This is a genomic window from Pseudomonas sp. A0308, assembly GCF_044218815.1.
GTDB lineage: Bacteria > Pseudomonadota > Gammaproteobacteria > Pseudomonadales > Pseudomonadaceae > Aquipseudomonas > Aquipseudomonas iridis.
In genome coordinates this window covers 4,997,408-5,024,058 of record NZ_CP162581.1, presented here as the reverse complement: position 1 = coordinate 5,024,058, position 26,651 = coordinate 4,997,408, and the positions used below count along the sequence as shown (strand labels likewise).

The following is a 26,651-nucleotide window of genomic DNA, read 5'->3' as shown; positions in this document are numbered from 1 at the left end:
AGCTGCCGAAGGCTGCGATCTTTTGATCTTGTTGTTGATTGAAGAAAATCAACATCAAAAGATTGCAGCCTTCGGCAGTTCCTACAGGGGGTTGGGTGTCGGTAGTTGGTTTAAGCGCGCCTCGATGAACCGCCGTTCAGGCTCTTGCCGGGTTAACTCCAACGCCCGCAAATAAGCCACCCGCGCCTCCTCGACCCGGCCCAACTGCCGACAAAACTCCGCCCGCGCCGAATGCGCCAAGTGGTAGTCCTGCAATTCGCCGCGATCCAGAATCTCTTCAATCAACGTCAACCCCGCCAACGCCCCATCTCGTTTGGCCACCGCCACCGCGCGATTCAACTCGATCACCGGGGAAGGCATCGCCCGCAACAGCACGTCATACAGCCCGACGATCTGCTGCCAATCGGTTTCCTCGGCGGTTGGCGCCTCGGCGTGCACGGCGGCAATCGCCGCTTGTAGACAGTACGGCCCGAATCGTCGTGTGGTCAGCGCCCGTTCCACCAACGCACAACCTTCAGCGATCAACTCAGCATCCCACTGCAAGCGATCCTGATCGTCCAACAGCACCAATTCGCCATCGGGCGAGGTGCGCGCCGGACGCCGGGACTCGTGCAGCAGCATCAATGCCAGCAACCCCATCACCTCGGGCTCCGGCAACAATTCCATCAGCAGTCGCCCGAGCCGGATCGCTTCACGGGTCAGGTCCTCGCGAGTCAGCTCAGCACCCATCGACGCCGAATAGCCCTCGTTGAACACCAGATAAATCACCCGCAACACACTGTCCAGACGCTCGGGCAGTTCGCTCAGGCTGGGGACTTGATAAGGGATTTTCGCGTCACGGATCTTGGCTTTTGCGCGCACGATGCGCTGGGCAATGGCCGCCGGCGCCGAGAGAAAGGCGCGGGCGATTTCCTCGGTGGTGAGGTCGCAGACTTCACGCAAGGTCAGCGGCACTTGCGCATCCGCCGCCAGCGCCGGGTGACAGCAGGTGAAGATCAGCCGCAGGCGATCGTCTTCCACGTCTTCGTCGCTCCAGTCGGCATCTTCGAGCTCTTCGAGTTGCGCCAGCAACAATGGCTGCGAGGCTTTGAAGCGTGCACGGCGGCGTAGCACGTCGATTGCCTTGAAGCGCCCGGTCGACACCAGCCAGGTGCGCGGATTGTCCGGCACGCCGTCACGCTGCCAACGCTCGACCGCGACGAAGAACGCCTCGTGCAAGGCTTCTTCGGCAAGGTCAAAATCGCCGAGCAGGCGGATCAATGTCGCCAGAATCCGCCGCGAGTCTTCGCGATAAACCTGCTCGACCCGCGCCGCGACCTCAGACATTCAACTGCCGCACGGGACGCACTTCAACGCTGCCCACTCGGGCCGCCGGGATGTTCCCGGCGACCTGAATCGCTTCGTTGAGATCCTTGGCGTCGATCAGGTAGAAGCCGGCCAGTTGCTCCTTGGTTTCAGCGAACGGCCCATCGGTGATCGACAATTTGCCGTTGCGCATGCGCACCGTGGTGGCGGTCTGCACTGACTCCAGCGCCTCGGCGGCAACCATCCGCCCGCTGCCCTGGATCGACTCGGCATAGGCCCAGCATTCAGCGTCTTCAGGGCTGTCGGGGGACGAGTGCAGCAGGCGTTCATCGCTGTAGACCAGGCATAGATATTTCATGGCGCTCTCCTGATTCGAACGGATCAACTATGGCTGAAGATCACGGTTGCACATCGAACAGCGTGGCGCCGCTCATCGGATCGAACGGTGCCGACCAGTGTTCATGGGCAATCCGCCACGCGCCGTCGACCTGCCGATAGCAGGCGGTGACGCGCATCCAGCAGCTTTGGGTTTCACCCTTCTCGTTGGTACCACCGCAATTGGCGACCCAGTGGGCGAAGGCGATGTTGTCGGCGGTTTCGATGACGACTTCCTGAAAATCGAAGATGTGCGGGCCGGGGCACATTTGCATGCAGTCCACCCAATGCGCGCGGTAGGCCGGTTTGCCCTTGAATTGCAGGGCCTTGATCGCGTCGAACGAGACGATGTCATCGGCATACAACGCCATGACTTTCTCCACGTCCTTGGTCATGACGGCGTCGCGGTAGGTATTGATCAGAGCTTGGATGTCAGCTTGTGCGCTCATGGTGTTCTCCGTGATTTTTGTTGGAAAGACACCCTTAGTCGTTCGGCACGTCGGCAGATCGACAGGCGAAACAAAAAAATTCCGAAGGAAGCAAAGTCGCTAGAATCCGAGGCTCATCTTTGTAGGAAAAAGGAAATTCCCGTGTCAGCCCAACTCGTGCCGTACGACAGCCTGAACGCCCAGCAGCGTGAGCAAGTCGAGGCGATTGAAATCCACCCCGAGCAAATCAAGTTCTCCGGCGACATCCACGGCGCCCTGCACACCTTGCTGTCGAAACCCGGCCCTGGCGTGAAGGGTTTTGCACTGCTGGCCGATGAAGTGCCGGTGGCGTTCCTGCTGCTCAAGCGTCCGCCGGTGTTACCGGCATGGGCCGATGAACACAGCGCCACGCTGCATGCGTTGCAGGTCGATCGCCGGGCGCAGGGCAAGGGTTACGGCAAGGCGTGTCTGCATGCGTTGCCCGAGGTTGCGCGCCAGGCCTGGCCGGAGATCAAGGGACTGGAACTGTCGGTGGACGCCGACAACGAGGCTGCCATCGCGCTGTACGCCAAACACGGCTACGTCGACAGCGGCGAAGCGTACAAGGGCCGAATCGGTTACGAGCGGCGCATGGGTCTGTTTTTTTAAGTCATCGAGGGGATGCACGATGATCGATTCAATCGAAGCACTGGAAGCTATTTACGGATTGCCGCACGAACGTGCGGTGCGCAAGCAGATCACTTTTCTCAACGAAGACTATCAGGCGATGGTGCGGGTCTCGCCGCTGGTAATCGTCAGCTCGGTGGGTGCCGATGGTCTCGACAATTCGCCGCGCGGTGATGCCCCGGGGTTTGTGCGGATCGTCGATGAACGCACGCTGGCCCTGCCGGACCGCCCGGGCAACAACCGCATCGATACCTTGCGCAATGTGCTGCACGATCCACGGGTGTCGCTGCTGTTCATCATTCCGGGGATAGGCGAGACACTGCGGGTCAACGGCACGGCCACCATCAGCGCTGATCCGACGTTGCTGGAGAGTTTTGCGGTGAACGGCAAACCGGCGAAAACGGTGTTGCTGGTGACGGTGGAAGCGGCGTTTTTCCATTGTTCGAAGGCGTTTGTGCGTTCGGATGCGTGGAACCCGGAAACGCATCTGCCGCGCTCGGCACTGCCCACGGCTGGCGCCTTTCATAAACGCCTGAACGATGGGCAATTCGACGCCGACACGTACGACCGCGAAGCGCCGATCAGGGTCCGCGATAGCCTTTACTGACGCACCACGCCCCCCATGTAGGAGCTGCCAAAGGCTGCGATCTTTTGATCGTGTTTTTTACAAGCAAGATCAAAAGATCGCAGCCTTCGGCAGCTCCTACAGGGGGAAGTATTTACAGAGTCAGAATCATCTCGTGCCACGCCATCCCGCCGTGATCCGACTCCGACGGTTTGATGTAGGCAAAGCCGAACCCGGCATACAGCGGGATATGCTTTTCCTTGCACATCAAATGAATCGTCGCTTTATCCATCCCGCGCATGCGCTCGATGAACTCGGCCAGCAAGCGCTTGGCCAGGCCCTGCCCCTGATAATCCGGGTGTACCACCACCGACATGATCACCACGTTCGGCCCCGCCGGATCATGCCCGATCAGTTCCTTGAACGCCTCGTCCGACATCTGCACATCGAATGCCGCGCCCGCGTTGACGAACCCGGCGACCTCGCCATCGACCTCGGCAACGATGAAACCTTCCGGCCAGGTCGCAATGCGCGTGGCGATCTTTTCGCGGGTGGCGGCTTCATCGCCTTCGTAGGCAACGGTTTCGATGGCGTAGCAGCGATCCAGGTCAGTGGCGGTGACGTTGCGGATAACGGTGTTCATGGCAGCTCGGAAATCAGCGGGAAAAGTGCGCAAAGCATAAAGGAATAAGGACTGCATATCGATCCGCGCGGGCGGCGTAAAGCCTGCGTATAAGCGCTTTTCTTGCGCCTCGCGGGCGGCTATTTCTGTGGCGTGTCTCTGATTACCCTTGGGGGAAACCGTTTATGAGCAGCGTAGAAATCGGCCTGTTGATGGTGTTGGGCATCAGTACGTTCGGCTTTATAACCCTGGGCATCGACCTGTTGCGGGCGCGACGTGTGGGCAAGGGCAAGCGCGGCTGAAAACGTTGACTGGACGGATCGCCGATCCGTCCAGTCAACGTGCGTCAGGCCTTGAGTGGCAGCCAGATTTCCAGCGTGCCGGTATGCAGTTTGGGGTTGAAATCCTCACTGTAGCGTTCGAACTCAGGCGCATCGGCGGCTTCGCGTCCGGACTGCGGCAGCCAGGTTTTCCAGATGTACTGGAAGGTCTCTGGCAACTGATCCAGTGAACCTTTGTGCTCGAACACCGCGTAATCCTGCGGTTGCACTTCGATCCAACGGTACTGTTCCGGCAGGTCATCGAGTTTGCTGATCTCGACCCCGGCGATGTATTCGAAACCGCCCTTGCCGTCCGCATTGCAGCAGACGCCGAACGTCACTTCGTTCTTTTGCCCAGGAATCTTGCCCAGATGCGGGATGAATTTTTCCCACAGTTCAGGGATGCCATCGGTGGTGTCCTGAGTAAATCGTCCGCCAAGCCCTGCTATCAGCAGGAATTGTCCATGTTCGAAGCGAGGTTCTGCCACTTCGACGCGTGTTTGCTCATCCATGACTCGACTCCTGGAACGAAAAAAGTGGGTTCGGCTGGGAGTATAGAAGCCAAACCCGATTCGCAACATCAGAGCGTATGCAGGGCCTCGGCCGCACCTGACCCGACAAACTCGTTGTAGCCAGATACGATCACGTACGCCGCGAAATAGCAGAAGATCGCTGCAGATGCCATATAGGAGTAGCGCAGCAGCTTATCGCCCAGGAGCTTGCCACCATGGCTTGCGGCGAAGCACAAACCGGCCGACCACAACAGCCCGGCGCACAGAAACCCACCGAGAAACAACGCCGAGCTCAAAGGCCCGCCCCCGCCCGAACGGGCGATCAACGTGCCGCCTACCGCAGCGAACCAGAGAATCGCGCTCGGCGAAGACATGGCGAGGAAGATCCCCCGCAAGAATTCCTTGCGATGGGAGTTCTGCCCTACCTCAGCCGTCTCGGCCAGCAGCGCCTCGTGATGGATTGCCGAATAGATCATCTTCGCCGCAAAGTAGATCAGCAGCGCCGAACCGCCGATCCACAGCACCCAGCGCACGGTTTCGTATTGCAGCAACACGGTCATCCCGGCGAGCGCCAGCACCGCGTAAAACAGATCGCCGACACAGGTGCCGAGGCCCAGCGCGAAGCCCTGGAAATAACCGCGCTGCATGGCCAGCGTGATCATTGCGATGTTGGCCACGCCGATATCCAGGCACAGCGAGAGGCTCAGCAAAAAGCCGCTGGTGAATTCCATCAACCGATTTCCTTGGAAAAATTTGTTTACGCGCAGGCTGGACAGTCTGCCATCACAGCCCTTATCTTCGCCAACAGGTCACCGCAGTGACCAGCGTCGCTCGGACGGTTCCGGGCGCTTACGTTATCCGAGGCAACAATGGCTGAACAAGGTTCGCCGCGCCGCTTTGCGCGCATAGATCGACTCCCCCCTTACGTTTTCAACATCACCGCCGAGCTGAAGATGGCCGCGCGGCGTCGTGGTGAAGACATCATCGACTTGAGCATGGGCAACCCCGACGGGGCCACGCCGCCGCACATTGTCGAAAAACTCGTGCAAGTCGCCCAGCGTGACGACACCCATGGTTATTCCACATCCAAGGGCATTCCGCGTCTGCGTCGGGCGATTTCCAATTGGTACAAGCAACGCTACGAGGTCGATATCGACCCGGAAAGCGAAGCCATTGTCACCATCGGTTCCAAGGAAGGCCTGGCGCATCTGATGCTGGCGACCCTGGATCAGGGCGACACCGTACTGGTGCCAAACCCCAGCTACCCGATTCACATCTACGGCGCGGTAATTGCCGGCGCTCAGGTGCGTTCTGTACCACTGGTGCCGGGTGTGGACTTCTTCGACGAACTGGAACGGGCGATTCGCGGCTCGATCCCGAAGCCGAAGATGATGATCCTCGGCTTCCCGTCGAACCCGACTGCGCAGTGCGTGGAACTGGATTTCTTCGAACGGGTGATCGCCCTCGCCAAGCAATACGACGTGCTGGTCATCCACGACCTGGCTTACGCCGACATCGTCTACGACGGCTGGAAAGCCCCGTCGATCATGCAAGTGCCGGGCGCCAAAGACATCGCGGTGGAGTTTTTCACCCTGTCCAAAAGCTACAACATGGCCGGTTGGCGCATCGGTTTCATGGTCGGCAATCCGGAACTGGTCAACGCCTTGGCGCGGATCAAGAGCTACCACGACTACGGCACTTTCACCCCACTGCAAGTCGCCGCGATTGCTGCGCTGGAAGGCGATCAGCAGTGCGTGAAAGACATCGCCGAGCAGTATCGCCAGCGCCGTAATGTGCTGGTCAAAGGCCTGCATGAACTGGGCTGGATGGTCGAAAACCCGAAGGCTTCGATGTACGTCTGGGCGAAAATCCCTGAGGCTTATGCGCATCTGGGTTCGCTGGAATTCGCCAAGAAGCTGCTGTCCGAGGCCAAGGTGTGCGTCTCGCCGGGGGTGGGGTTTGGTGAGTATGGCGATGATCACGTGCGCTTCGCGCTGATCGAAAACCAGGACCGCATTCGCCAGGCTGTACGCGGCATTCGCGGGATGTTCCGGGCGGATGGGTTAGCCCCGAAATCCAGCACCTGACACCTTCCCTGTGGGAGCGAGCCTGCTCGCAAAAGCGTCGAGTCAGCTGAAATCCATATCGACTGACACATCGCATTCGCGAGCAGGCTCGCTCCCACATTGGTTTGTCTGTGTCACGAATCATCACCCACAAAAAAACCGCATCGCTGCGGTTTTTTTGTGAGTGGCGTTTGCTGTTAAACGAACATCGACAACAGCAGGATAAAGCCCAACGCGACCACCGAGAGGATGGTTTCCATCGCCGTCCAGGTCTTGAACGTCTCGGCCACGGTCATGTTGAAATACTGCTTCACCAGCCAGAAACCGGCGTCGTTGACGTGGGACAGGATCAACGAACCGGCACCGGTGGCCAGCACCAGCAGTTCACGGTTGACGCCCGGAACCATCCCGACCACCGGCACCACGATGCCCGCGCCAGTGATGGTCGCGACGGTTGCCGAACCGGTGGCAATACGGATCACCGCCGCCACCAGCCATGCCAGCAGGATCGGCGAGATCTGTGCGCTGACCGCCATGTGGCCGATCACATCGCCCACGCCGCTGGTGACCAGCATCTGCTTGAAGCCACCGCCGGCACCGATGATCAGGATGATCGCGGCGGTTGGCGCCAGGCTCGCATCCAGCCACTTGAGGATCTGGTTGGAACCGATGCCCTGCTTGTAGCCAAAGGTGTACAGCGACAGCAGCAATGCCAGCAGCAATGCCGAGATCGGGTGACCGATCATGTCCATCCAGGTGCGGAAGAAGTTACCGTCCGGCAACGCCACGTCAGCGAAGGTTTTCAGCAACATCAGGAACACCGGCAGCAGCACGGTGATCAGGGTGATGCTGAAGCTCGGCAGGACAGCGGTATCGTTTTCGCGGGCCAGTTGATCGACCAGTTCCTGATTCGGGTGACCCGGAATGTGCTTGGCGATGAACGTACCGAAGATCGGCCCGGCAATGATTGCAGTCGGCAGCGCAACGATCAGACCGTAGAGAATGGTCTTGCCGATGTCAGCGCCGAACACGCCGATGGCCAGCAGCGGGCCCGGGTGCGGTGGCACCAGACCGTGCACGGCGGACAGGCCGGCGAGCAACGGGATACCGATCTTGATGATCGACACCCCCGTGCGGCGGGCAACGATGAACACCAGCGGAATCAGCAGCACGAAGCCGATTTCGAAGAACAACGGAATGCCCACCAGGAACGCGGCGAACATCATTGCCCACTGGACTTTGTCCTTGCCGAACGCGCGAATCAGGGTCTGGGCAATCTGATCTGCCCCGCCCGACTCGGCCATCATTTTGCCGAGCATGGTGCCCAGCGCGAGGATGATGCCGACAAAACCAAGCACGCCACCAAAGCCGTCCTGGAACGCTTTGATGATGGTGCCGATCGGCATGCCGGACGTCAGGCCGAGGAATGCGGCGGCGATGGTCAGGGCAATGAAAGGGTGAATCTTGAACTTGGTGATCAGGATGATAAGTCCGATCACCGTGACCACTGCATCAAGCAGCAGGTAGGCGTCGTGGGACATGCCAAACATTGGGGGTGTCTCCTGGTTTGTTGTTGTTATTAAAGCGGGTTAATCAGAAGTCGTAAGGACAGCGCTGTCTGCATGAACACACTCATACCGCCTGTTTCAGGCCATTGGCCTGCCACCAGACGTGAGCTTGCTCTGCCAGTTCTTCGACGCTGTGGATCGAAGCGTTCAACGCCAGGGTCAACGGCTCGCCTTTGGGCGATTCGAGGGTGGCGAACTGGCTTTCGATCAGCGTGGCCGGCATGAAGTGGCCCGGACGATGGGACACACGCTCGGCGGCAACTTCAGGGGTCAATTCAAGGAACACGAAGCCCAGGCCCGGCAGAGCACTGCGCAAGACTTCACGATAACTGTGTTTGAGGGCCGAGCAAGTCAGCACCGGGCGCTGGCCCGTGGCGTCAACGCGACGCAGCTCCTCGCACAGGCTGTCGAGCCAGCCGGCACGGTCGTCGTCGTTCAGGGGGATCCCCGCGCTCATCTTTTCGATGTTCGCGGCCGGATGGAAAGTATCGCCTTCAATGGCAGTGGCGCCGCTCAATTGGCACAGGGCCTCGCTGACGCACGTCTTGCCGCAACCGGCAACGCCCATGATGACCAGGGCGGTGATGGGATGATTCATGAAACACCTCAGCGCGCAGACAGCGCTACCTTTGCAAGCTATGACTCTAGTGCACAGATAGAAGTTGCCGACGCCTTCTTGTCGTTTTTTTGGGTTGCAGCAGGTTTGTTCCCAACACCAAAAAGCGAAGATCAGGCAGGACCTCGCTTACGCATTTGCAGCTGCATCAGGACAGCGCTACCTTAGTGCCTTGATTTTTGTTTGGCAAGCCGCCCGATGACCACTCCTAAAAACGATAAAAATACCCGCACCACCGGCCGTCCCACCCTTAATGAAGTTGCTCGCCTTGCCGGCGTCAGCCCGATTACCGCTTCCCGTGCCTTGCGCGGGGTCAGCACCGTGGCCACCGAACTGGTGGACAAAGTCCGCAAGGCCGCCCTCGAACTCAACTACGTGGTCAACCCTGCCGCCCGCGCCCTGGCCTCGGCGCAGAGCCATTCGGTGGTGGTTTTGGTGCCGTCACTGTCCAACCTGTTGTTCATCGATACGCTGGAAGCCATTCATCGGGTTTTGACGCCCAAGGGCTTTGAAGTGCTGATCGGTAACTTCCACTACTCCCGTGATGAAGAAGAAAACCTGCTGCGCAACTACATGGCCTATCAGCCGCGCGGGTTTCTGCTGACCGGGTTTGATCGCACCGAAAGTTCGCGGCGGATGATCGAGGCCAGCAACATTCCCTGCGTGTACATGATGGAACTGGACAGCGCCGCCGGAGTGAATTGCGTCGGCTTCTCCCAGCTCAGCGCCGGCGAAACGGCGGCTGAGCATTTGCTCTCGCGAGGGCGCAAACGTCTGGCTTACATCGGTGCGCAACTTGATCAGCGCACGTTGCTGCGTGGCGAAGGTTTTCGCAAAGCGTTGCAGAAGGCCGGGCGTTATGACCCGGATCTGGAAGTGCTGACGCCTCGCGCTTCGTCAGTGGGATTGGGTGGCGAGTTGTTTCTGCAATTGCTCGCGGCGCACCCGGATGTCGATGCGATCTTCTTCGGTAACGATGACCTGGCACAGGGCGCATTGCTGGAGGCGCTGCGCCACGGCATCAAAATCCCTGAGCAAGTGGCGATTCTGGGCTTCAACGACTTGCCGATGTCCGAGCACATGGTGCCGCGCCTGAGCAGCATCAACACACCGCGTGAGGCGATTGGCCGGCGCGCGGCGGAGCAGATGCTGACGTTGATGGCCGGGAACAAGGTGGCACGACCGGTGGAAGACATGGGCTTCGAACTGAAGATCCGCGAAAGCACATAACCCCTGAAATTCCTGTGGGAGCTGGCTTGCCAGCGATGGCGTCCGGTCAGTCGATACATTTTTGGCTGATACACCGCTATCGCTGGCAAGCCAGCTCCCACAGGTTTTGTGGTGTTCGCAAAATTCAAGGTTGAATTACAATCCCGGTGGGAGCGAGCCTGCTCGCGAAAGCGTCGTGTCAGATAAGCAATTGACGACTGACACGGCGCTTTCGCGAGCAGGCTCGCTCCCACATTGGATCTCCACCGTCTCTAGTGACTGAGCAGGTCAACGAGGGCCAATGCGCCTTTCTGTAGCGGCTGGCTCTTGAGCCAAACCGCGTGCACCGGCAGCACCAGGCCATTTTCAATGTTGCGAAAATTCAGCCGTTTCAAACGCCCGGCATCCAGTCGCGACTGCACCACCGACAGCGGGAAATTGCCCCAGCCCAATCCCGCCTCGACCATCTCCATCGCTGTTTCCAGCGTATCGGTGCGCCAGTGAGATTCAGCCACCAATGGCCGCGTCTCACTGATCGGCAAGTCACGACTGGCGACGAAGATTTGCCGTACGTGCACCAGGTCTTCCAGAAACAGATCCTGGCCCTGCAGTAGCGGACTGTCCGCCGCCAGCGTAGCGATCATCCGTTCGCTGCCGACAAACTGAAAGCGCTCCAGCACGTTCATGCTCAACCCGGCGAACGCCAGACACACACTGACGCGGCCGCTGTGCAGCATCGCCAGCACATCATCCTGCGGCGCCGTCAGTACTTCGATATCGAGCAGCGGATGACGCTCGGCAATAGCCTTGATCGCCGCCAACAAACGCCGACGGTCGATGTCCGCAGTCACGCCGATCGACAACTTGCTCTCCAGCCCCAATGACAACTCCACCGCGTGTACTTGCAGTTGCTTGAGCTGCCCGGCGATCAGCCGGGCATGAGGGACCAGTGAAAGCGCCATTGCCGTCGGTTGCGGTTCGCGATGGCTGCGATCAAACAGCGAATAACCCAGTTCGGCCTCAAGGTTGCCGATGCCCATGCTCACCGCCGATGGGACTTTGCCCAATGCGCGGGCGGCGGCGGAAAACGACCCGCGCTCAATCACCGCAAGGAACAGTTCGATGCTGTCGCTGTTGAAATTCAATGGATCAACCTATCAATAGAACTGAAAGCTTCTGACTTTTTCTGTCAACCCTATTGAAGCTATCTTTCGCCGCCTCCGCCAGTCCCACTGGCAACAAATGGCAAGAAAGAGGCAAATCTGCATGCAAGGCGTCAAACGCAAACTGGTCTATGTGTCGCTCTACGAAGTGATCGGCATGACCTTTTCCGCCCTTGGTCTGGCGCTGTTGTCGGGCACCTCGCCGGGCAGTACCGGGCCGCTGGCTGTGATCATCACGACCATCGCCGTCACCTGGAACTTCATCTATACCTCGATGTTCGAGCACTGGGAAAGTCGTCAGCAATCACGCACCCGCACCGTAAAACGACGCATCGCCCACGCAATCGGTTTTCAACTGACGTTGATCGTGTTCCTGATTCCGCTGATCGCGTGGTGGATGAATATCAGCCTGGTGCAGGCTTTCCTGCTGGATCTGGCGCTGATCATCTTCATCCCTTGCTACACGTTTGCCTTCAACTGGCTGTTTGATCGGGTGTTTGGTCTGCCTGCTTCGGCGTTGCCGGATTCTGCGGCGGCGACATAAATCGTCAGCCACTGCAGTGACGTCAAGGACAGGCGACAAGTTTCTTGCTGCACTTTGACCTCAAGGCAGCATGAAACATGATGTAGGAGCTGCGGCACGCTGCGATCTTTTGATCTTGAATTTAAAGATCAGAAGATCGCAGCGTGCCGCAGCTCCTACAGTATTTATGCGGTGCTAGTTCAGTTGCAGGGTCTCATTGAACTGGCTGATCGCATCTACCACATGCCGCGAGCCTTGCTGGATTTCCAGAATCACCTCGCCCGCCTCGTTCGCCAATTCAACCCCAAGCCCGGTGCGGCTCAAACTCGATTGCATGCTCGATACCGCGCTTAGCGACAGATCATGGTTCTTGCGCACCACCTCGACAATCTCCAGCGTCGCCTGACTGGTGCGAGCAGCAAGACTGCGCACCTCATCCGCGACCACCGCAAAACCCCGCCCGTGTTCGCCGGCCCGCGCCGCTTCGATGGCCGCGTTGAGCGCCAGCAAATTGGTCTGATCGGCAATTCCGCGAATGGTCTGGACGATGGTGCCGATGATGTCCGATTGCTTGCTGACCGCATCGATGCTGACCGCCGCTTCGTTGAGATCGCGGGAAATGTCCTGAATGATCTGTACCGTTTGCTGCACGACCTGTGAGCCTTTTTGCGCGCAGGCGTCGTTTTGTACCGAAGTGCTGTGGGCCGATTCCGCGGCGTTCTGCAACGTGGTCATCTGATGGGTGATGTCGCTGGCGAACTTGACCACTTTGTACAAGCGGCCCTTGGCGTCGAACAACGGGTTATACGAAGCCTCGAGGTAAACCATCTGCCCGGACTTGTTCTTGCGCTCGAAGCGATGGGAGTGATATTCGCCGCGATTGAGCGAAGCCCAGAATGCCTTGTATTGCACCGACTCGGCTTCGGCCCGATGGCAGAACATGCTGTGATGGTGGCCGACGACTTCGCTGAGCGTGTACTGCGTGGTCTTCAGAAAGTTTTCGTTGGCGGTGATCACATTGCCCTCCGGCGTAAACTCGATCACCGCCATCGAGCGACCAATCGCCGCCAGCATGCTTTCCTCTTCATGTTCCTTATTGATCCGCGCGGTAATGTCCGACGCCACTTTGATCACACTTTTTACTTGTTTGTCCTGGCCATAGACCGGCATGTAACTGGCTTCGAGCCAGACCTCCTTGCCGCTCTTGTTCAAACGCAGGAACGTCCCGCTGATCGGCTCGCCCCGGGCTAGGTCGCGCCATAACTTCGCGTACTCCTCGCTGCGATAAAACGCTTCTTCGCAAAAGATCCGGTGATGTTTGCCGCGCACTTCTTCGGCGCCATAACCCATGGTCTTGCAGAAGTTTTCATTGGCATCCAGAACTATGCCATCGGGGCTGAATTCGATCATCGCCATCGAACGGCTGATCGCTGCCAACTTGGCATTGGCTTCAGTCAAGGCACAGCTGAAGCGCTCGATTTCCTTCAGGTCAGCCTTGTGATGTAGGTTGAACATGGTTGTATCACCTTCCGCGCGTTCTTTTGATTTGATGAAAGTTCAGGTCTTTCAGAATCCACCACTACGTTCCACAGAACAGGCACACGCATTCCTCCACGGGAGGAAGTTGTCAGGTGATAAATGATGATTAATCGGAGCGTCCATGCAGCAACGCTCTAATCAAGACATCCTTCTCTTGATAGCCCGGTTGAGGGCCAGCCCTAACGTTTTGAAGAAAGTCCATTTAGATAACGCTCCTTGTTGGTTCAGTGTCGGTGCCTCGGGTTGCGCACTCTGGCAGCATGAATCACGAACTAACCTTATGCACTCGGCATGCCTGGCACGACGGTCGACATAGTTAGTTATGGGTCAGCATAGCCAGCGCAAAGCCTGATGCAAGGCCACTAGTCGGCCAGTATCTGGCATTTTTTGCACAAAAATCGGTTCAGCCAGAAACAAAAAAAGCCTCCAGGAGGCTTTTGTGCAATGGCGAGCGAGATATAGGCAAATTATTTCTGATGCAGGCGGGAGCCCGAGAACCGGACTCCCGAAGGGCGTGATCAGTGACCGAATACGTCTACTTTCTTGGCTTTTTTCTCCGCCCGCTTCTCAATCGCGGTCTTGGCCGGTTTCTTCTTCGCGGCTTTCTTTGAATCCATACCTTTGGACATGATGATGACTCCACTCACATGACTGTAGGCTCAGGTATACACCTATCCAGTGACGCACGTTCTTTTATAATCGCCGCCTCCTCCACCGCCAGTCCGATCCCATGCCCGACACCCAGTACAGCCTGCTCGACGAATCGTTATGGCCCTTGATGAACAAGTTTTACCGCCGCCACCAATCTTCGATGAAAGCCGTGCGCGAGGCGCAGCTGTGGGTGGCGCGACGTGGCGACATTGTTGCGGCGCTATGCCTGCGGCCGGTGGCGGGTGGGCGTTGGTTGACGGGGTTGTTTGTTGATCCGCAATGCCGTGAGCAGGGAGTTGCTGCGCAGTTGATCAGCATTGCAGTGAAGGATGTGACAGAGCCGGTGTGGCTGTTCTGCCATCCGGATTTGCGCGGGTTTTATGAGCGACGCGGGTTCAGTGTCGACCCCGCCCTGCCCCAGGCGATGGCGGAACGGTTGAGCCGGTATGCGCGGAGCAAACCGATGATTGCGATGGGGTTGAACCCTTGAAACTGATAAAAACCAATGTGGGAGCGAGCCTGCTGGCGAAAGCGGTGTGTCAGACCAGTTTCTGTCACTGATGCACCGCATTCGCGAGCAGGCTCGCTCCCACAGGGGATTATTTGTGGACTCGGTTTATTCGTCCGCTGCGGGATCAAGGTCGGGGAACATCACTTCGGTAAAACCGAACTTGCTGAAGTCAGTAATCCGCGACGGGTACAACCGGCCGATCAAATGGTCGCATTCATGCTGCACCACCCGCGCATGGAAACCTGAAGCGACCCGCACAATCGGCTCGCCCTTCGGATCAAAGCCTTCGTAGCGAATCAGCTGAAAGCGATCCACCGCCCCCCGCAAACCGGGCACTGACAGGCAGCCTTCAAAACCTTCTTCCGTCAACGTATTGAGCGGCGTGATCAGCGGATTTATCAGGATGGTCTGCGGTACTGCTTCGGCGTCCGGGTAACGTTCGCTGTGCTCGAAACCGAAGATCACCAGTTGCAGATCGATACCGACCTGCGGCGCGGCCAGGCCGACACCGCCGACGCTTTCCATGGTCTGGAACATGTCGTCGATCAGTTGCCACAGCTCAGGGCTGTCGAACATTTCGGGCGGAACCGGCGGGGCGATACGCAGCAGGCGCTCGTCGCCCATTTTAAGAATTTCACGAATCATGATCTGGCTTCGTCAGTGTCCGGCTTGATCGAGTGATCGCGACCCAGGCCCGAGACGTGTTGTTTGGGAGTTTCATCGAGTTCGCCGGGGACTTTCTCGCCCGCGTCCTTGCCTTCGCTCGACATGTGCTCGATCACCGCATTCATCTCAGCGCCGAGCAGCAACACGGCAGCGGAAATGTAGAAGTACAGCAAGAGCACAATGATCGCCCCGATGCTGCCATACATCGCGTTGTAGTTGGCGAAGGTTTTTACGTAAAACGCAAAGCCCAACGAGGCAATGATCCACACCACCACGGCCAATACCGAACCCGGCGTGATGAAGCGAAATTCCTGTTTGACGTCCGGCATCACGTAGTAGATCAGTGCCACGGCGACCATCATCAGAATCACGATGACCGGCCAGCGCGCGATGGTCCACAGGGTGACGATGAATTCCTCAAGCCCCACCTGCGCGGCGATCCAGCCCATCACCTGCGGCCCGAGCACCATCAGCGCCGCCGCCACCAGCAACATGCCGGCAATGCCGACGGTGTAGACGATCGACAACGGGAAGCGCTTCCAGACAGGTCTGCCTTCGACAACGTCATAAGCGGCGTTCATTGCGCTCATCATCAGGCGCACGCCGGCAGACGCGGTGTAGAGGGCAATGACGATACCCACCGAGAGCAAGCCGCCCTTGGACTGCTGCAGCTGATCAATCACCGGGTTGACCTGCTCCAGCGCCTGCGGCGGCAGCACCAGCTCCGACTGTAGGCGCAGCCAGGAGAAGAAGTCCGGCAGGTGCAGGAAACCGATCAGGGCAATCAGAAACAGGATGAACGGGAACAGCGAGAACAGCATCTGGTAGGCCAGTGCCGAGGCGTAGGTCGACATCTCGTCGTCGATGAATTCAGTGACCGTGCGCACCATCACCCGGTGCAGGGGCAGACCTTTCATGTTCGGAAAAATCATTCGCGTCTCCTTTCGCCGCAATACAGGTTGAAGTCGTGGCGACTCAGGGGCCGTTTTTTACATCACGGTAGCCTGTTTGGCGACCCTTGCAGGATAACCGCAGGCTTTTGACACAAAAACGGCCATCCTTGGATGGCCGCTCGTGTCTTTCGTTCAAGGCCGGATTACGCCTTGTCGACAGTGTTCTTCACTGCGTCTTTGGCTTTGCCAACAGCTTGCTGGGCTTCGCCTTTCTTCTCTTGGATTTTGCCTTCGACCTGCATTTTGTCATTGTCGGTAGCTTTACCGATGCCTTGCTTGACGTTGCCGACTGCTTCGTTGGCCATGCCTTTTACTTTATCGCCTGTGCTACTCATGGTGTTTCTCCTTGGTGCAGTTAGGGGAAAGTCATTACGTAATCATTGACAGGCCGCTTTTGCGCCAAGTTTCATTTATTTTTAGCGGCTCATTTCGTCGCAGCGAGCAGGTTGGGCTTTATGTTTACTCGCCCAGCCCCGAGAATGCGCACCTATGGGCGCCGTGCGCCAGAGAACCGATCCCGCAGGAATGTTATGAAACTCGATAAAAAGCTGGCCATTGCCCGTAGAAACCAGGAACTGGGCGGTGCCGTGCTCGGCGTCAACAACTGCCACTTCGCCGAACTGAACCGTAACCGCAACATCTGGTGGTTCGACCTGCCGGTGGCGCGTCTGGCCGTCGGTCAGTACGAGTGGATTCACCTGCTGATGCACACACCGGCTACCGACGAACTGCTGCACCTGAAAGTGCCGACCGTGTTTCTGCGTGAGAAGCTCGAAGGACTGGTGATTCGCAATGAAGGCAAGCGCAAGGCTGCGTTGAGCCTGGAATTGAGTGCGGACAAGGATTCGTATCTGCAGGACATGCGTCCGACGGGGACTAACGTGAATTTCGCGCCGTTTCGTCAGTAACAGAAAAAGCCAAAGCTTCGCGAGCAGGCTCGCTCCCACATTCAACCGCGCTCCGTCAGTTGAAATACGGTCAAAAGTGGGAGCGAGCCTGCTCGCGAAGACGGCATCACAGGCAACGCACATCTACAGTCTGCACCAACAAAAAGCCCCGCATCTGCGGGGCTTCTTGTTTACGCGGCGTTTTTCGCCTTGATCTTCTTCAGCTCTTCGTCGCGCAGTTCGCGGCGCAGGATCTTGCCGACGTTGGTGGTCGGCAGCGCATCGCGGAACTCCACCGAGCGCGGCACCTTGTAACCGGTGACGTTGGCGCGCATGTGCTCCATCACCTGTTCTTTGGTCAGCGTCACGCCTGGTTTGGCGACGATGAAAATCTTGATCGCCTCGCCCGACTTCTCGTCCGGCACGCCGATGGCTGCACACTGCAACACGCCCGGCAGAGTTGCCAGCACGTCTTCCAGCTCGTTCGGGTACACGTTGAAACCGGAGACCAGAATCATGTCTTTCTTGCGATCGACAATACGCATGTAGCCATCCGGCTGGATCAGCGCGATGTCACCGGTCTTCAGCCAGCCGTCACTGTCGAGCATTTCATCGGTGGCGTCCTGACGCTGCCAGTAACCCTTCATCACCTGCGGGCCCTTGACGCACAGCTCGCCGATTTCACCCAGCGGCTGCTCGACACCGGCATCGTCGATGACTTTGCACAGAGTCGATGGCACCGGAATGCCGATGGTGCCGATCTGGATGTGCTGGATCGGGTTGACCGTGGCCACCGGGCTGGTTTCGGTCATGCCGTAACCTTCGCAGATCGCACAGCCGGTGACCGCTTTCCAGCGTTCTGCAGCGGCCAGTTGCAGGGCCATGCCGCCGGACAGGGTGACTTTCAGCGCCGAGAAATCCAGCTTGCGGAAACCTTCGTTGTTGCACAGCGCCACGAACAGCGTGTTCAGGCCGACGAAACCGCTGAACTTCCACTTCGACAGTTCCTTGACCATCGCCGGCAGGTCGCGCGGGTTGCTGATCAGGATGTTGTGGTTGCCGATCAGCATCATCGCCATGCAATGAAAGGTGAACGCATAGATGTGGTACAGCGGCAGCGGCGTGATCAGGATCTCGCAACCTTCGTTAAGGTTGGAACCCATCAGCGCCTTGCATTGCAGCATGTTGGCGACGAGGTTGCGGTGGGTCAGCATCGCGCCTTTGGCCACGCCGGTGGTGCCGCCGGTGTATTGCAGCACCGCCACATCACCGCTGTGCGGGTTGGCTTCTGCCACAGGCTGACCCTGGCCCTTGCTCAGCACGTCGTTGAACTTGACGGCTTTTGGCAAGTGATAAGCCGGGACCATTTTCTTCACGTACTTGATGACGCTGTTGATCAGCAAGCGCTTGATTGGCGGCAGCAGGTCGGCGACTTCGGTGACGATGACGTGTTTGACGCCGGTTTTCGGCACCACGGCTTCGGCCAGGTGCGCCATGTTCGCCAGGCACACCAGCGCTTTGGCACCGGAGTCGTTGAATTGGTGTTCCATTTCCCGCGTGGTGTACAGCGGGTTGGTGTTGACCACGATCAGCCCGGCGCGGATGGCACCGAAAACGGCCACCGGGTATTGCAGAACGTTGGGCAGTTGCACGGCGATTCGATCACCGGGCTGCAAATCGGTATGCTGTTGCAGATACGCGGCAAACGCGCCGGACAATTCATACAATTCACCGTAGGTGATTGTCTTGCCCAGGTTGCTGAAAGCCGGTTTGTCGGCGAAGCGTTGGCAGGATTGCTTCAACACTGCCTGAATGTTCGGATACTCGTCTGGATTGATGTCGGCAGCAATTCCAGCCGGGTATTTATCCTTCCAAAAGTCTTCGATCATGGAAGCCCACTCCTCAGCAACGCGAATTCTTCACCGCATTTGATGCGATTATTATTGGTGTGTGTTTTGTATTGGTGAATCTGGCTTGTATATAGGCCGAGAAGTCACAAAGCGCGCCGAGAGTAGCAGCTTTGCCGAGGGTCGACTAGAGCCAAAAGCGGCCCCTACAGTCACATTGATGACTCAAGACTTTCTAGCAGTCATTTTAGAGCAAAAATCCTAGAACACCCCTAAGGCCCCTGAATTTTGGGCCTTGAAAGCAAAAGATCGCAGCCTTCGGCAGCTCCTACAGGAAACGCATTCCCATGTAGGAGCTGCCGAAGGCTGCGATCTTTGCGCTTTTGCCCTTTATGCGATATCGCGCAACTCACGCCGCAGAATCTTCCCGACCGGCGTCATCGGCAACGACTCACGCAACACAATATGCTTGGGCACTTTGTACGCTGTGAAATTCTCCTTGCAATAAGCCTTCAGCTCTTCAAGGCTGACCCCGCTTTCCCGCGCCACCACGAACAATTTCACCGCCTCGCCCGAACGCTCGTCCGGCACACCGATCACCGCGCAGTTGGCGACTTTCGGGTGAGCCATGACCACGTCCTCGATCTCATTCGGATACACGTTGAAACCGGAAACGATGATCATGTCTTTCTTGCGATCCACAATGCGCACGAACCCGTCCGTATCGATGACCGCGATGTCGCCGGATTTGAACCAGCCCTCAGCATCCAGCACTTCGGCGGTAGCTTCGGGCTTGTTCCAATAGCCTTTCATGATCTGCGGGCCTTTGATGCACAACTCGCCACGCTCGCCCATGGGCTGCTCGACGCCGTCATCGTTGATCACTTTCAACAGCGTGCCCGGCACTGGCAAACCGACTGTACCCAGACGCGACTGGTCGCCGTACGGGTTGGTGCACGCCACCGGCGAGGTTTCGGTCAAGCCGTAACCTTCGGTGATGCGGCAACCGGTGATCTGCTCCCAGCGTTCGGCCGTCGCCTTCACCAGCGCCGTGCCGCCGGAGTTGGTCAGTTTCAGTGTGGAGAAATCCAGGGTCTTGAAATCCGGATGCTCCATCAATGCGACAAACAGGGTGTTGAGGCCCAGCAGCGCCGAAAACTTCCAGTTCTTCAACTCCTTGATGAACCCGCCAATGTCCCGTGGATTGGTGATCAGTACGTTGTGGTTGCCGGAAACCATCATGCACATGCAGTTCGCGGTGAAGGCATAGATGTGGTACAGCGGCAGCGGCGCGATCATCACTTCCTGGCCTTCGCGCAGCAGCGGCTGACCATCTGGGCCGAGTTGCGCAAGGCAGGCGCGCACTTGCTGCATGTTCGCCACCAGATTGCCGTGGGTGAGCATTGCCCCCTTGGCAAGGCCTGTGGTGCCGCCGGTGTATTGCAACACGGCGATATCATCGAGGCCGGCCTTCAGCGGCCTGATGCCCAGACCGCGACCAATGCGCAGCGCGCTTTTGAAGGAGATCGCCTGCGGCAGTGAATACGCCGGGACCATCTTCTTCACCTTGCTGACCACGGTGTTGACCAGCCAGCCTTTGGCGGTGGGCATCAGGTCGCCCATCTTCGCTTCGATCAGGTATTGAATGTCGGTGTCGGGGAGCACTTCCTGGACTTTCTGGCCGAACATGTTCAGGTAGACCAACGCCCGCGCGCCGGAATCCTTGAATTGGTGGCGCATCTCCCGCGCGGTATACAGCGGGTTGGTGTTGACCACGATCAGCCCGGCACGCAACGCACCGAACACGGCAATCGGGTAATGCAGGACGTTGGGCATCTGCACCGCGATGCGATCCCCCGGCACCAGATCGGTATGCGCCTGCAGGTAACCGGCGAAGGCTGCGCTCTGGCGCTCAAGCTCGGCGTAGGTCAAGGTCACGCCCATGTTGCTGAACGCCGGGCGATCCGCGAACTTCTTGCAGGAACGCTCGAACACCTCGATCACCGACTTGAACTCCCCCATGTCGATGTCCAGCGGTACGCCGGCGGGGCGTTTGTCATTCCAGAAATCAGGTTGCATTGTTCTTGTCCTCTTTACCTGAGCCGATCCGGGCCGCTTTCTGTCATTTCTGAAAAAGCGGAGCTTCACGGACACTAGCAGTTATGGCCATTCAGGCAAATATGGGCGAGGTCCTCATTGATCGTGTGAATCTTCGTGCCGTGGCGTGGGCTGATCAGACGCGCTATACAATGTGCCGACTCTGAGCAAAGGAATCGCCATGACCCACGACACCTTATGGCTGGACGCGAGTGACCGCAGCCGCCTGTACGTCAATCGCTGGCTGCCGCCCGGGCCACTCAAAGCGGTGATCCTGCTGGCCCACGGCATGGCGGAACACAGCGCTCGATATGCCCGATTAGCCGACACGTTTTGCGACAAAGGTTACGGCGTGTATGCCCCGGATCTTCGCGGACATGGCAAAACCGCCGATAACGGCACCCTCGGACATTTCGCCGATGACGACGGCTGGTGCAAAGTCGTCGGTGATCTGGCCAGTCTCAACCAGCACATCGGCCAGCAGCATCCCGGCGTGCCGATCATCCTGCTCGGCCACAGCATGGGCAGTTACCTCGCCCAGGGTTATCTGCTGCATCACAGCGCCAGTCTGCACGGTGCAATTCTCAGTGGCTCGAATTTTCAACCAGTGGCGCTCTATGGCGCGGCGCGGCAGATCGCCCGTCTGGAGAAGCTGCGCCAGGGCGGCAAGGGACGCAGCGCGCTGATCGAGTGGCTGTCGTTCGGCTCGTTCAACAAAAAATTCAAACCGGTGCGCACACCTTTCGACTGGCTGAGCCGCGATCCGGCTGAAGTCGACAAGTACGCCAGCGACCCACTGTGTGGTTTTTGCTGCACCAATCAGCTGTGGATCGACTTGCTCGGCGGCTTGCAGCAAATCAGCAAAGCGTCCAATCTCGCCCAGATCGCTCCGGGCCTGCCGCTGCTGGTAATCGGTGGTGAATGTGATCCGGTGAGCGATGGCAAACGTCTGAAAGATCTGGCTGATGCATTGCGCTCGGCCGGCAGCCAGAACCTGCAACTGAAGATCTACCCGCAGGCGCGGCACGAATTGTTTAACGAAACCAATCGCGACGAAGTGATCGCCGATGTGCTGGCCTGGATCGACCAGACCCTGAGCCATCCACGCCCTCAGCGCAGCGAATAAATTTTTGTGGATTGATCCAATCCATCACAGGAATCGAGACCGATGACCCAGGTTACCAACATCCCTTACGAAGCCCTCGAAGTCGGCCAGACCGCCAGCTACAGCAAGACTGTCGAAGAGCGTGACATTCAGTTGTTCGCCGCGATGTCGGGCGACCATAACCCGGTGCACCTGGACGCCGAGTTCGCCGCCGCCAGCATGTTCAAGGAGCGCATCGCCCACGGCATGTTCAGCGGCGCGCTGATCAGTGCGGCGGTGGCCTGCGAACTGCCTGGGCCGGGCACCATTTATATCGGTCAGCAGATGAGCTTTCAAAAGCCGGTGAAGATTGGCGATACCTTGACTGTACGTCTGGAAATTCTCGAGAAGCTGCCAAAGTTTCGCGTGCGCATTGCCACTCGCGTGTTCAACCAGCGTGATGAGTTGGTCGTGGATGGCGAGGCCGAGATTCTGGCGCCGCGCAAGCAGCAGACGGTGACGCTGCCGACGTTGCCGGCGATCAGCATTGGCTGATTGATTGCGCTGCGGCAGGAAAATCTTTCCACCCAGACATAAAAAAACGCCAGGCTAGCTGGCGTTTTTTATACAGCCTACGAACGCTTACGAGCGTGCGCGGGCCTGGTTACGCAGGGCTTTCACCTGGTCGTGGTTACGTTGTACGCCGTGGTACTGACGTTCAACCAGATCACGAATACCGACCAGGTTGTGTTTGTTGATTTTTTCGATGGCTTCACGATAAGCCTTCAGGGCGTGGTCTTCACCGCGCTCGGCTTCATTCAGCACGGCCTCTTCGTCTTTGCCGGTAAACATGGCTTTGACGTCGACCCAGCGACGGTGCAGGTCACCGCTGACACTGGTGGAGGTTTCCGGATCGCCACCCAGCTTGCGAACTTCAGCTTGCAGCTCGGCAGCGGCAGTGGCGCAATCGGCGGAGCGAGTCGCGAACAGGGTTTTCAGTTCAGGATGCTTGATGTCTTCAGCGCAAGTCTTGAACCCTTCCTGACCGTCTTTGCTGGTTTCGATCAGGTCGTTCAGTACAGAGATGGCTTCTTTATTAACGTCGGTCATTTTTCAATTCCTTGCGGGTTGATGAAAGATGCAAGGGATATTGCAGAGTGCGTGCCAGCTTTTTTGTTTTTTAAAAACCGTTATAAATCAATAAGTTAAAGATAAATGAACTATCTGTATCTCGGTAATTTGCATGATCTGTCATTTGGCCTGCATGCAGAATGCCTGTATTTTTCAATCTGATTTGAATCCAGACGAAAACCGATGAATCCAGAAAAACTCGAACTGCTGATCACCCGCGAAATGCCCTTCGGCAAATACAAGGGCCGGATCATTGCCGACCTGCCTGGGCCTTACCTTAACTGGTTTGCCCGAGAGGGGTTTCCCCACGGCGAACTCGGTGGCTTGCTGGCATTGATGCAGGAGATCGACCACAACGGCCTCTCGGACTTGCTCGAACCACTGCGCGCCAAACACGGCAAACCTGCCCCGCGCCACTGAAGCGCCCTTCTCTATCAGAGTTAAGCCGACCATGCCTGATAACACCCGCCGCGCCCGTGATGAAGACTTCTGGCAAACGTTCGGCAATCGCTACGACGCTCAATCCGCGCCGATAAACCTGGAGAACGGTTACTTCGGGCGCATGTCGCGCACGGTGATCGAGGAGTATCAGCGCAACATCGAGATGATCAACAACAGCAACTCGGTGTATGTACGCCAACGCTTCGAACAGCACGACAACCTCGAGATCCGCGCACAATTGGCCGAGCTGATGGGCGTGCGTGCGCAGAGTATCGCGTTCACCCGCAACGCCACCGAAGGCCTGCAATCGCTGATCCGCAACTACAACCGCCTGCAACCGGGCGATGAGGTGTTGATCTGTGATCTGGAGTACGACACGGTCAAGGGGGCCATGCGCTGGCTGGCAAGGCATCGCGGCGTCGAGGTGATCGAGATAGCGCACGCGTATCCGGCCAGTTTCGACAGCCTGCTGGAGACGTATCGCGAGACGTTCATTCGCCACCCGAAACTCAAGTTGATGGCGCTGACCCATGTTACCCACCGCACCGGCCTGGTAATGCCGGTACAGGCGATTGCCGCGCTGGCCAAGGAACATGGCGTCGATATCATCCTCGACGGCGCCCACGCGCTGGGTCAGATCGAATTCGATCTCGAAGCCATGGGTATCGCGTTCGCCGGCTATAACCTGCACAAATGGATCGGCGCGCCGCTGACCCTCGGCTTTCTCTATATTGCCCCGCAACGCCTGGCTGATATCGATCCGGACATGGGCGAGATGCATTACCCACGCAACGATATCCGCGCACGCACGTCGTACAGCACGCCGAACATCCCGGCGCTGATGACTTTGCCGCTGGTGTTCGAGGAACACCGTTCACTGGGAGGCGCTGCGGCCAAAGGTGCGCGGCTCAACTACCTGCGCAATCTTTGGGTCAGCGCCGTGCGCCACTTGCCCGGTATCGAAGTCATGACCCCGGATGATCCGCGACTGTATTGCGGGATCACGGCGATGCGCTTCACCCGCCATAACGATCAACAGTTGATGGCCGAGCGACTGCTCAATGAATACAAGCTGTTCACCGTGGTGCGCACCGGCGCCGCGTGCGGGCCATGCATCCGTATTACGCCGGGGGTGACCACCACCGCCATCGACATGCAGTTACTGACCCGCGCGCTCAACGAGCTGCGTTGACTGGCTCAAACCGTGTACTTGTCGAAGTCCTCGGGTTTGATCTGCGACGACACCGCAAAGGTGTCGATGCCGATGGTCAGGTGGCCGAAGAAGCCGTCCTCGTGCGACTCTCGACCGATCGGCCAGACCGCCAGCGTCGAAGCTTCACCGTTCTGGCTGGCATAGAGCACGTCCTCGGCGTTGTTCAGTGGTAACGACGCTCGCCCGCGGTAGGCCTGGGCATTGAGCACTGACCGGGAAACCACCTCGGGAAAATACAGCTGGCCGACCCAGGCGACATTGCGCTCCTCCAGGTACTCGTTAACGGCAACGATGCGCACCGCCACATGGATGTGCAGCGCGCGCCCGGCATAGAACCCGGGATAGACGGTGGTAAATCGGGCGCGGCCCATGTGATCACAGAACTGGCTGCCGCGCAGGTAAGTGTCATCGTCCGTACGCGGGATAGAGCCGATGGCCGCGACATCGACTTCCGCGTCCGGATTGAGGCGGCTCCAGCCCGAGTACGCGCCCCTTGCGTTGCAATGCCAGATATCCACCAGCGCACCGTTGACGGGCTCGCCGGTCATGGCATCAACGATGGTCAGACGCAGGATCAGCGGCAACCCTTCAGCACCCTCGCTGATGTTGCGCCGCAAGAGTTTGGGGTTGCGAAAGAATGGCCCGGCGATTTGCTCGGGGGCCAGTTGATACAGCGAATGCTGCGCGGTTGATGCGAGATCTCGCTCCATGAGTACGTCCTCTCTTCCATAAGATGAACGCAAGGTTAGCGCCACGAAAAATTTGCGGTGCGGTAACTATGTATCGCTGAGTAACCGATGACCTGGTTCATTAGAAGCAAGATCAAAAGATCGCAGCCTCGTTTCACTCGACAGCTCCTACAGAAAAACTGTCACGCCTCCTGTAGGAGCTGCCGCAGGCTGCGATCTTTTGATGTGGTTTTTAAACAAGGGAGCGCCCGTTTTCTACAGGCAAAAAAAAACGGTGCACCGACCAAGCGCACCGTAAAGCCGTAGAACACACAACGAAGTGTCAGGTATTGATCAGTCCAGCAGCGCCAACGCTTCGGCGGTGCATTCTTGAATGCGGGCCCAGTCGCCGTTCTTGATCCACTCAGGATCAAGCATCCAGCTACCGCCCACGCACATGACGTTTTTCAGCGCCATGTAGCTCTTGATATTGGCCGGGCCGACGCCGCCAGTCGGGCAGAATTTCACTTCGCCGAACGGACCGCCGAGGGCTTTGATCGCGGCCACGCCGCCGCTGACTTCCGCCGGGAACAGCTTGAAGCGGCGATAACCCAGACCGTAGCCTTCCATGATCCCGGAGGCATTGCTGATGCCTGGCAACAGCGGAATCGGGCTGTCGACACTGGCTTCGAGCAGGTCACGGGTAATGCCTGGGGTGACGATGAATTGCGAGCCGGCCGCTTCAGCTGCCGCGAGCATGTTGCGATCCAGCACAGTGCCGGCGCCGGTCATGAGCTCCGGGCGCTGGTCACGCAGGATCTGGATGGCCTTGAGCCCGAACTGTGAGCGCAGGGTGACTTCCAGCGCGGTCAGACCACCGGCAGCGAGGGCGTCGGCCAGCGGCAGCACGTCCTGTTCACGGGCGATGGTGATCACCGGCAGGATCCGTGCCTTGGCGCAGATGCTGTCGATCAGGGCAACTTTGTCCGCCATGGAAACGGTCGGGGATGGGGTTGTCATAGCGG

At 58.3% G+C, this 26,651-nt stretch carries 28 protein-coding genes and 2 pseudogenes; 11 read left to right on the top strand and 19 right to left on the bottom strand.

The genetic code is table 11. The features are described 5' to 3' along the window. Positions 1-81: 81 nt before the first annotated feature. Genes AB4P92_RS23275 through AB4P92_RS23265 form a run of 3 tightly spaced genes read right to left on the bottom strand, consistent with a single transcriptional unit; the run spans position 82 to position 2,129 of the window. On the bottom strand, positions 82-1,326 hold the full coding sequence (locus tag AB4P92_RS23275; RefSeq protein ID WP_395598223.1) for an RNA polymerase sigma factor: 1,245 nt from the start codon (positions 1,324-1,326) through the stop codon (positions 82-84). After that, entirely contained in the window at positions 1,319-1,663 is a 345-nt protein-coding gene (locus tag AB4P92_RS23270; protein WP_008081988.1) for a YciI family protein, read from the bottom strand. The genes AB4P92_RS23275 and AB4P92_RS23270 overlap by 8 nt, the downstream gene beginning before the upstream one ends. Before the next feature lie 40 nt (positions 1,664-1,703). After that, complete coding sequence (locus AB4P92_RS23265) at positions 1,704-2,129, bottom strand: YybH family protein (RefSeq protein ID WP_395598222.1); 426 nt, start codon at positions 2,127-2,129, stop codon at positions 1,704-1,706. 141 nt (positions 2,130-2,270) lie between these two features. On the opposite strand from AB4P92_RS23265, the gene AB4P92_RS23260 reads away from it, so the two are divergent. Continuing rightward, positions 2,271-2,756 carry an N-acetyltransferase gene (locus AB4P92_RS23260; protein ID WP_042560576.1) on the top strand — a complete coding sequence of 162 codons (486 nt, stop codon included), beginning with the start codon at positions 2,271-2,273 and terminating at the stop codon, positions 2,754-2,756. Between the two features lie 19 nt (positions 2,757-2,775). Further along, entirely contained in the window at positions 2,776-3,381 is a 606-nt protein-coding gene (locus tag AB4P92_RS23255; protein WP_115146158.1) for a pyridoxamine 5'-phosphate oxidase family protein, read from the top strand. 112 nt (positions 3,382-3,493) lie between these two features. Here the strand turns inward: AB4P92_RS23255 and AB4P92_RS23250 are convergent, their stop codons facing one another. The 3 genes from AB4P92_RS23250 to AB4P92_RS23240 form a co-directional block, all read right to left on the bottom strand. After that, complete coding sequence (locus tag AB4P92_RS23250; RefSeq protein WP_047299589.1) at positions 3,494-3,982, bottom strand: GNAT family N-acetyltransferase; 489 nt, start codon at positions 3,980-3,982, stop codon at positions 3,494-3,496. Between the two features lie 325 nt (positions 3,983-4,307). Then, the gene (locus AB4P92_RS23245) at positions 4,308-4,793 is read right to left on the bottom strand and encodes a GyrI-like domain-containing protein (RefSeq protein WP_047299591.1); all 486 of its coding nucleotides are present in this window, start codon (positions 4,791-4,793) and stop codon (positions 4,308-4,310) included. Between the two features lie 68 nt (positions 4,794-4,861). Then, positions 4,862-5,524 (bottom strand): LysE family translocator, encoded by a 663-nt coding sequence (locus tag AB4P92_RS23240; RefSeq protein ID WP_395598221.1) that lies wholly within the window; start codon positions 5,522-5,524, stop codon positions 4,862-4,864. A gap of 138 nt (positions 5,525-5,662) precedes the next feature. On the opposite strand from AB4P92_RS23240, the gene alaC reads away from it, so the two are divergent. Then, positions 5,663-6,880: an alanine transaminase gene (alaC, locus tag AB4P92_RS23235; RefSeq protein WP_042560581.1), complete on the top strand. Its 1,218-nt coding sequence runs from the start codon at positions 5,663-5,665 to the stop codon at positions 6,878-6,880. A 176-nt stretch (positions 6,881-7,056) separates the two neighbouring features. Here the strand turns inward: alaC and AB4P92_RS23230 are convergent, their stop codons facing one another. Both AB4P92_RS23230 and AB4P92_RS23225 read right to left on the bottom strand, forming a co-directional pair. Then, positions 7,057-8,409 carry a gluconate:H+ symporter gene (locus AB4P92_RS23230; RefSeq protein WP_042560582.1) on the bottom strand — a complete coding sequence of 451 codons (1,353 nt, stop codon included), beginning with the start codon at positions 8,407-8,409 and terminating at the stop codon, positions 7,057-7,059. Positions 8,410-8,491: 82 nt separating this feature from the next. Then, positions 8,492-9,025 carry a gluconokinase gene (locus AB4P92_RS23225; RefSeq protein ID WP_042560583.1) on the bottom strand — a complete coding sequence of 178 codons (534 nt, stop codon included), beginning with the start codon at positions 9,023-9,025 and terminating at the stop codon, positions 8,492-8,494. A 216-nt stretch (positions 9,026-9,241) separates the two neighbouring features. Here AB4P92_RS23225 and AB4P92_RS23220 point away from each other — a divergent pair, with 216 nt between their 5' ends. Further along, positions 9,242-10,273, top strand: a complete 1,032-nt coding sequence (locus AB4P92_RS23220; protein ID WP_042560584.1) for a LacI family DNA-binding transcriptional regulator — start codon at positions 9,242-9,244, stop codon at positions 10,271-10,273. 251 nt (positions 10,274-10,524) lie between these two features. On the opposite strand, the gene AB4P92_RS23215 is transcribed toward AB4P92_RS23220, so the two are convergent. After that, positions 10,525-11,397, bottom strand: coding sequence for a LysR family transcriptional regulator (locus AB4P92_RS23215; protein ID WP_273876186.1), 873 nt, complete (start codon positions 11,395-11,397; stop codon positions 10,525-10,527). Between the two features lie 121 nt (positions 11,398-11,518). Here AB4P92_RS23215 and AB4P92_RS23210 point away from each other — a divergent pair, with 121 nt between their 5' ends. Continuing rightward, positions 11,519-11,959 (top strand): PACE efflux transporter, encoded by a 441-nt coding sequence (locus AB4P92_RS23210; RefSeq protein WP_042560586.1) that lies wholly within the window; start codon positions 11,519-11,521, stop codon positions 11,957-11,959. A 174-nt stretch (positions 11,960-12,133) separates the two neighbouring features. On the opposite strand, the pseudogene AB4P92_RS23205 reads toward AB4P92_RS23210, so the two are convergent. Together AB4P92_RS23205 and AB4P92_RS23200 are read right to left on the bottom strand one after the other, a co-directional pair. After that, positions 12,134-12,562: pseudogene (locus tag AB4P92_RS23205) on the bottom strand (methyl-accepting chemotaxis protein); the annotation flags it as partial. Between the two features lie 114 nt (positions 12,563-12,676). Further along, positions 12,677-13,453: pseudogene (locus tag AB4P92_RS23200) on the bottom strand (PAS domain-containing protein); the annotation flags it as partial. A gap of 754 nt (positions 13,454-14,207) precedes the next feature. Here AB4P92_RS23200 and AB4P92_RS23195 point away from each other — a divergent pair. Beyond that, complete coding sequence (locus tag AB4P92_RS23195; RefSeq protein ID WP_042560588.1) at positions 14,208-14,618, top strand: GNAT family N-acetyltransferase; 411 nt, start codon at positions 14,208-14,210, stop codon at positions 14,616-14,618. 126 nt (positions 14,619-14,744) lie between these two features. On the opposite strand, the gene def is transcribed toward AB4P92_RS23195, so the two are convergent. From def to AB4P92_RS23180, 3 genes are all read right to left on the bottom strand, one after another. Beyond that, positions 14,745-15,284 carry a peptide deformylase gene (def, locus tag AB4P92_RS23190; RefSeq protein WP_395598220.1) on the bottom strand — a complete coding sequence of 180 codons (540 nt, stop codon included), beginning with the start codon at positions 15,282-15,284 and terminating at the stop codon, positions 14,745-14,747. Further along, the gene (locus AB4P92_RS23185; RefSeq protein WP_047300128.1) at positions 15,281-16,237 is read right to left on the bottom strand and encodes a YihY/virulence factor BrkB family protein; all 957 of its coding nucleotides are present in this window, start codon (positions 16,235-16,237) and stop codon (positions 15,281-15,283) included. Before AB4P92_RS23185 ends, def begins: the two co-directional genes overlap by 4 nt. A 164-nt stretch (positions 16,238-16,401) precedes the next feature. Next, positions 16,402-16,593 (bottom strand): CsbD family protein, encoded by a 192-nt coding sequence (locus AB4P92_RS23180; protein WP_042560591.1) that lies wholly within the window; start codon positions 16,591-16,593, stop codon positions 16,402-16,404. Positions 16,594-16,788: 195 nt separating this feature from the next. Between AB4P92_RS23180 and AB4P92_RS23175 the strand changes: the two genes are divergently transcribed. After that, complete coding sequence (locus tag AB4P92_RS23175) at positions 16,789-17,166, top strand: hypothetical protein (protein WP_042560592.1); 378 nt, start codon at positions 16,789-16,791, stop codon at positions 17,164-17,166. A 170-nt stretch (positions 17,167-17,336) separates the two neighbouring features. Here the strand turns inward: AB4P92_RS23175 and fadD1 are convergent, their stop codons facing one another. Together fadD1 and fadD2 are read right to left on the bottom strand one after the other, a co-directional pair. Further along, entirely contained in the window at positions 17,337-19,034 is a 1,698-nt protein-coding gene (fadD1, locus tag AB4P92_RS23170) for a long-chain-fatty-acid--CoA ligase FadD1 (RefSeq protein ID WP_042560593.1), read from the bottom strand. A 348-nt stretch (positions 19,035-19,382) separates the two neighbouring features. Next, positions 19,383-21,071 carry a long-chain-fatty-acid--CoA ligase FadD2 gene (gene fadD2, locus AB4P92_RS23165; protein ID WP_395598219.1) on the bottom strand — a complete coding sequence of 563 codons (1,689 nt, stop codon included), beginning with the start codon at positions 21,069-21,071 and terminating at the stop codon, positions 19,383-19,385. 199 nt (positions 21,072-21,270) lie between these two features. Here fadD2 and AB4P92_RS23160 point away from each other — a divergent pair, with 199 nt between their 5' ends. Further along, the gene (locus tag AB4P92_RS23160; RefSeq protein ID WP_395598218.1) at positions 21,271-22,215 is read left to right on the top strand and encodes a lysophospholipase; all 945 of its coding nucleotides are present in this window, start codon (positions 21,271-21,273) and stop codon (positions 22,213-22,215) included. Between the two features lie 42 nt (positions 22,216-22,257). Then, positions 22,258-22,728, top strand: a complete 471-nt coding sequence (locus tag AB4P92_RS23155) for a MaoC family dehydratase (RefSeq protein ID WP_003227420.1) — start codon at positions 22,258-22,260, stop codon at positions 22,726-22,728. A gap of 87 nt (positions 22,729-22,815) precedes the next feature. Here AB4P92_RS23155 and AB4P92_RS23150 read toward each other — a convergent pair whose 3' ends face one another. Then, entirely contained in the window at positions 22,816-23,283 is a 468-nt protein-coding gene (locus AB4P92_RS23150) for a PA2169 family four-helix-bundle protein (protein WP_047300134.1), read from the bottom strand. A 204-nt stretch (positions 23,284-23,487) separates the two neighbouring features. Here AB4P92_RS23150 and AB4P92_RS23145 point away from each other — a divergent pair, with 204 nt between their 5' ends. Both AB4P92_RS23145 and AB4P92_RS23140 read left to right on the top strand, forming a co-directional pair. Continuing rightward, positions 23,488-23,724 carry a DUF3820 family protein gene (locus tag AB4P92_RS23145; RefSeq protein ID WP_003227425.1) on the top strand — a complete coding sequence of 79 codons (237 nt, stop codon included), beginning with the start codon at positions 23,488-23,490 and terminating at the stop codon, positions 23,722-23,724. Positions 23,725-23,755: 31 nt separating this feature from the next. After that, positions 23,756-24,937 (top strand): aminotransferase class V-fold PLP-dependent enzyme, encoded by a 1,182-nt coding sequence (locus AB4P92_RS23140; RefSeq protein WP_395598217.1) that lies wholly within the window; start codon positions 23,756-23,758, stop codon positions 24,935-24,937. A gap of 5 nt (positions 24,938-24,942) precedes the next feature. Here the strand turns inward: AB4P92_RS23140 and AB4P92_RS23135 are convergent, their stop codons facing one another. Both AB4P92_RS23135 and AB4P92_RS23130 read right to left on the bottom strand, forming a co-directional pair. Then, positions 24,943-25,668, bottom strand: a complete 726-nt coding sequence (locus AB4P92_RS23135) for an intradiol ring-cleavage dioxygenase (RefSeq protein WP_395598216.1) — start codon at positions 25,666-25,668, stop codon at positions 24,943-24,945. Between the two features lie 312 nt (positions 25,669-25,980). Then, complete coding sequence (locus AB4P92_RS23130; RefSeq protein WP_042560599.1) at positions 25,981-26,646, bottom strand: bifunctional 4-hydroxy-2-oxoglutarate aldolase/2-dehydro-3-deoxy-phosphogluconate aldolase; 666 nt, start codon at positions 26,644-26,646, stop codon at positions 25,981-25,983. Positions 26,647-26,651 lie beyond the last annotated feature (5 nt).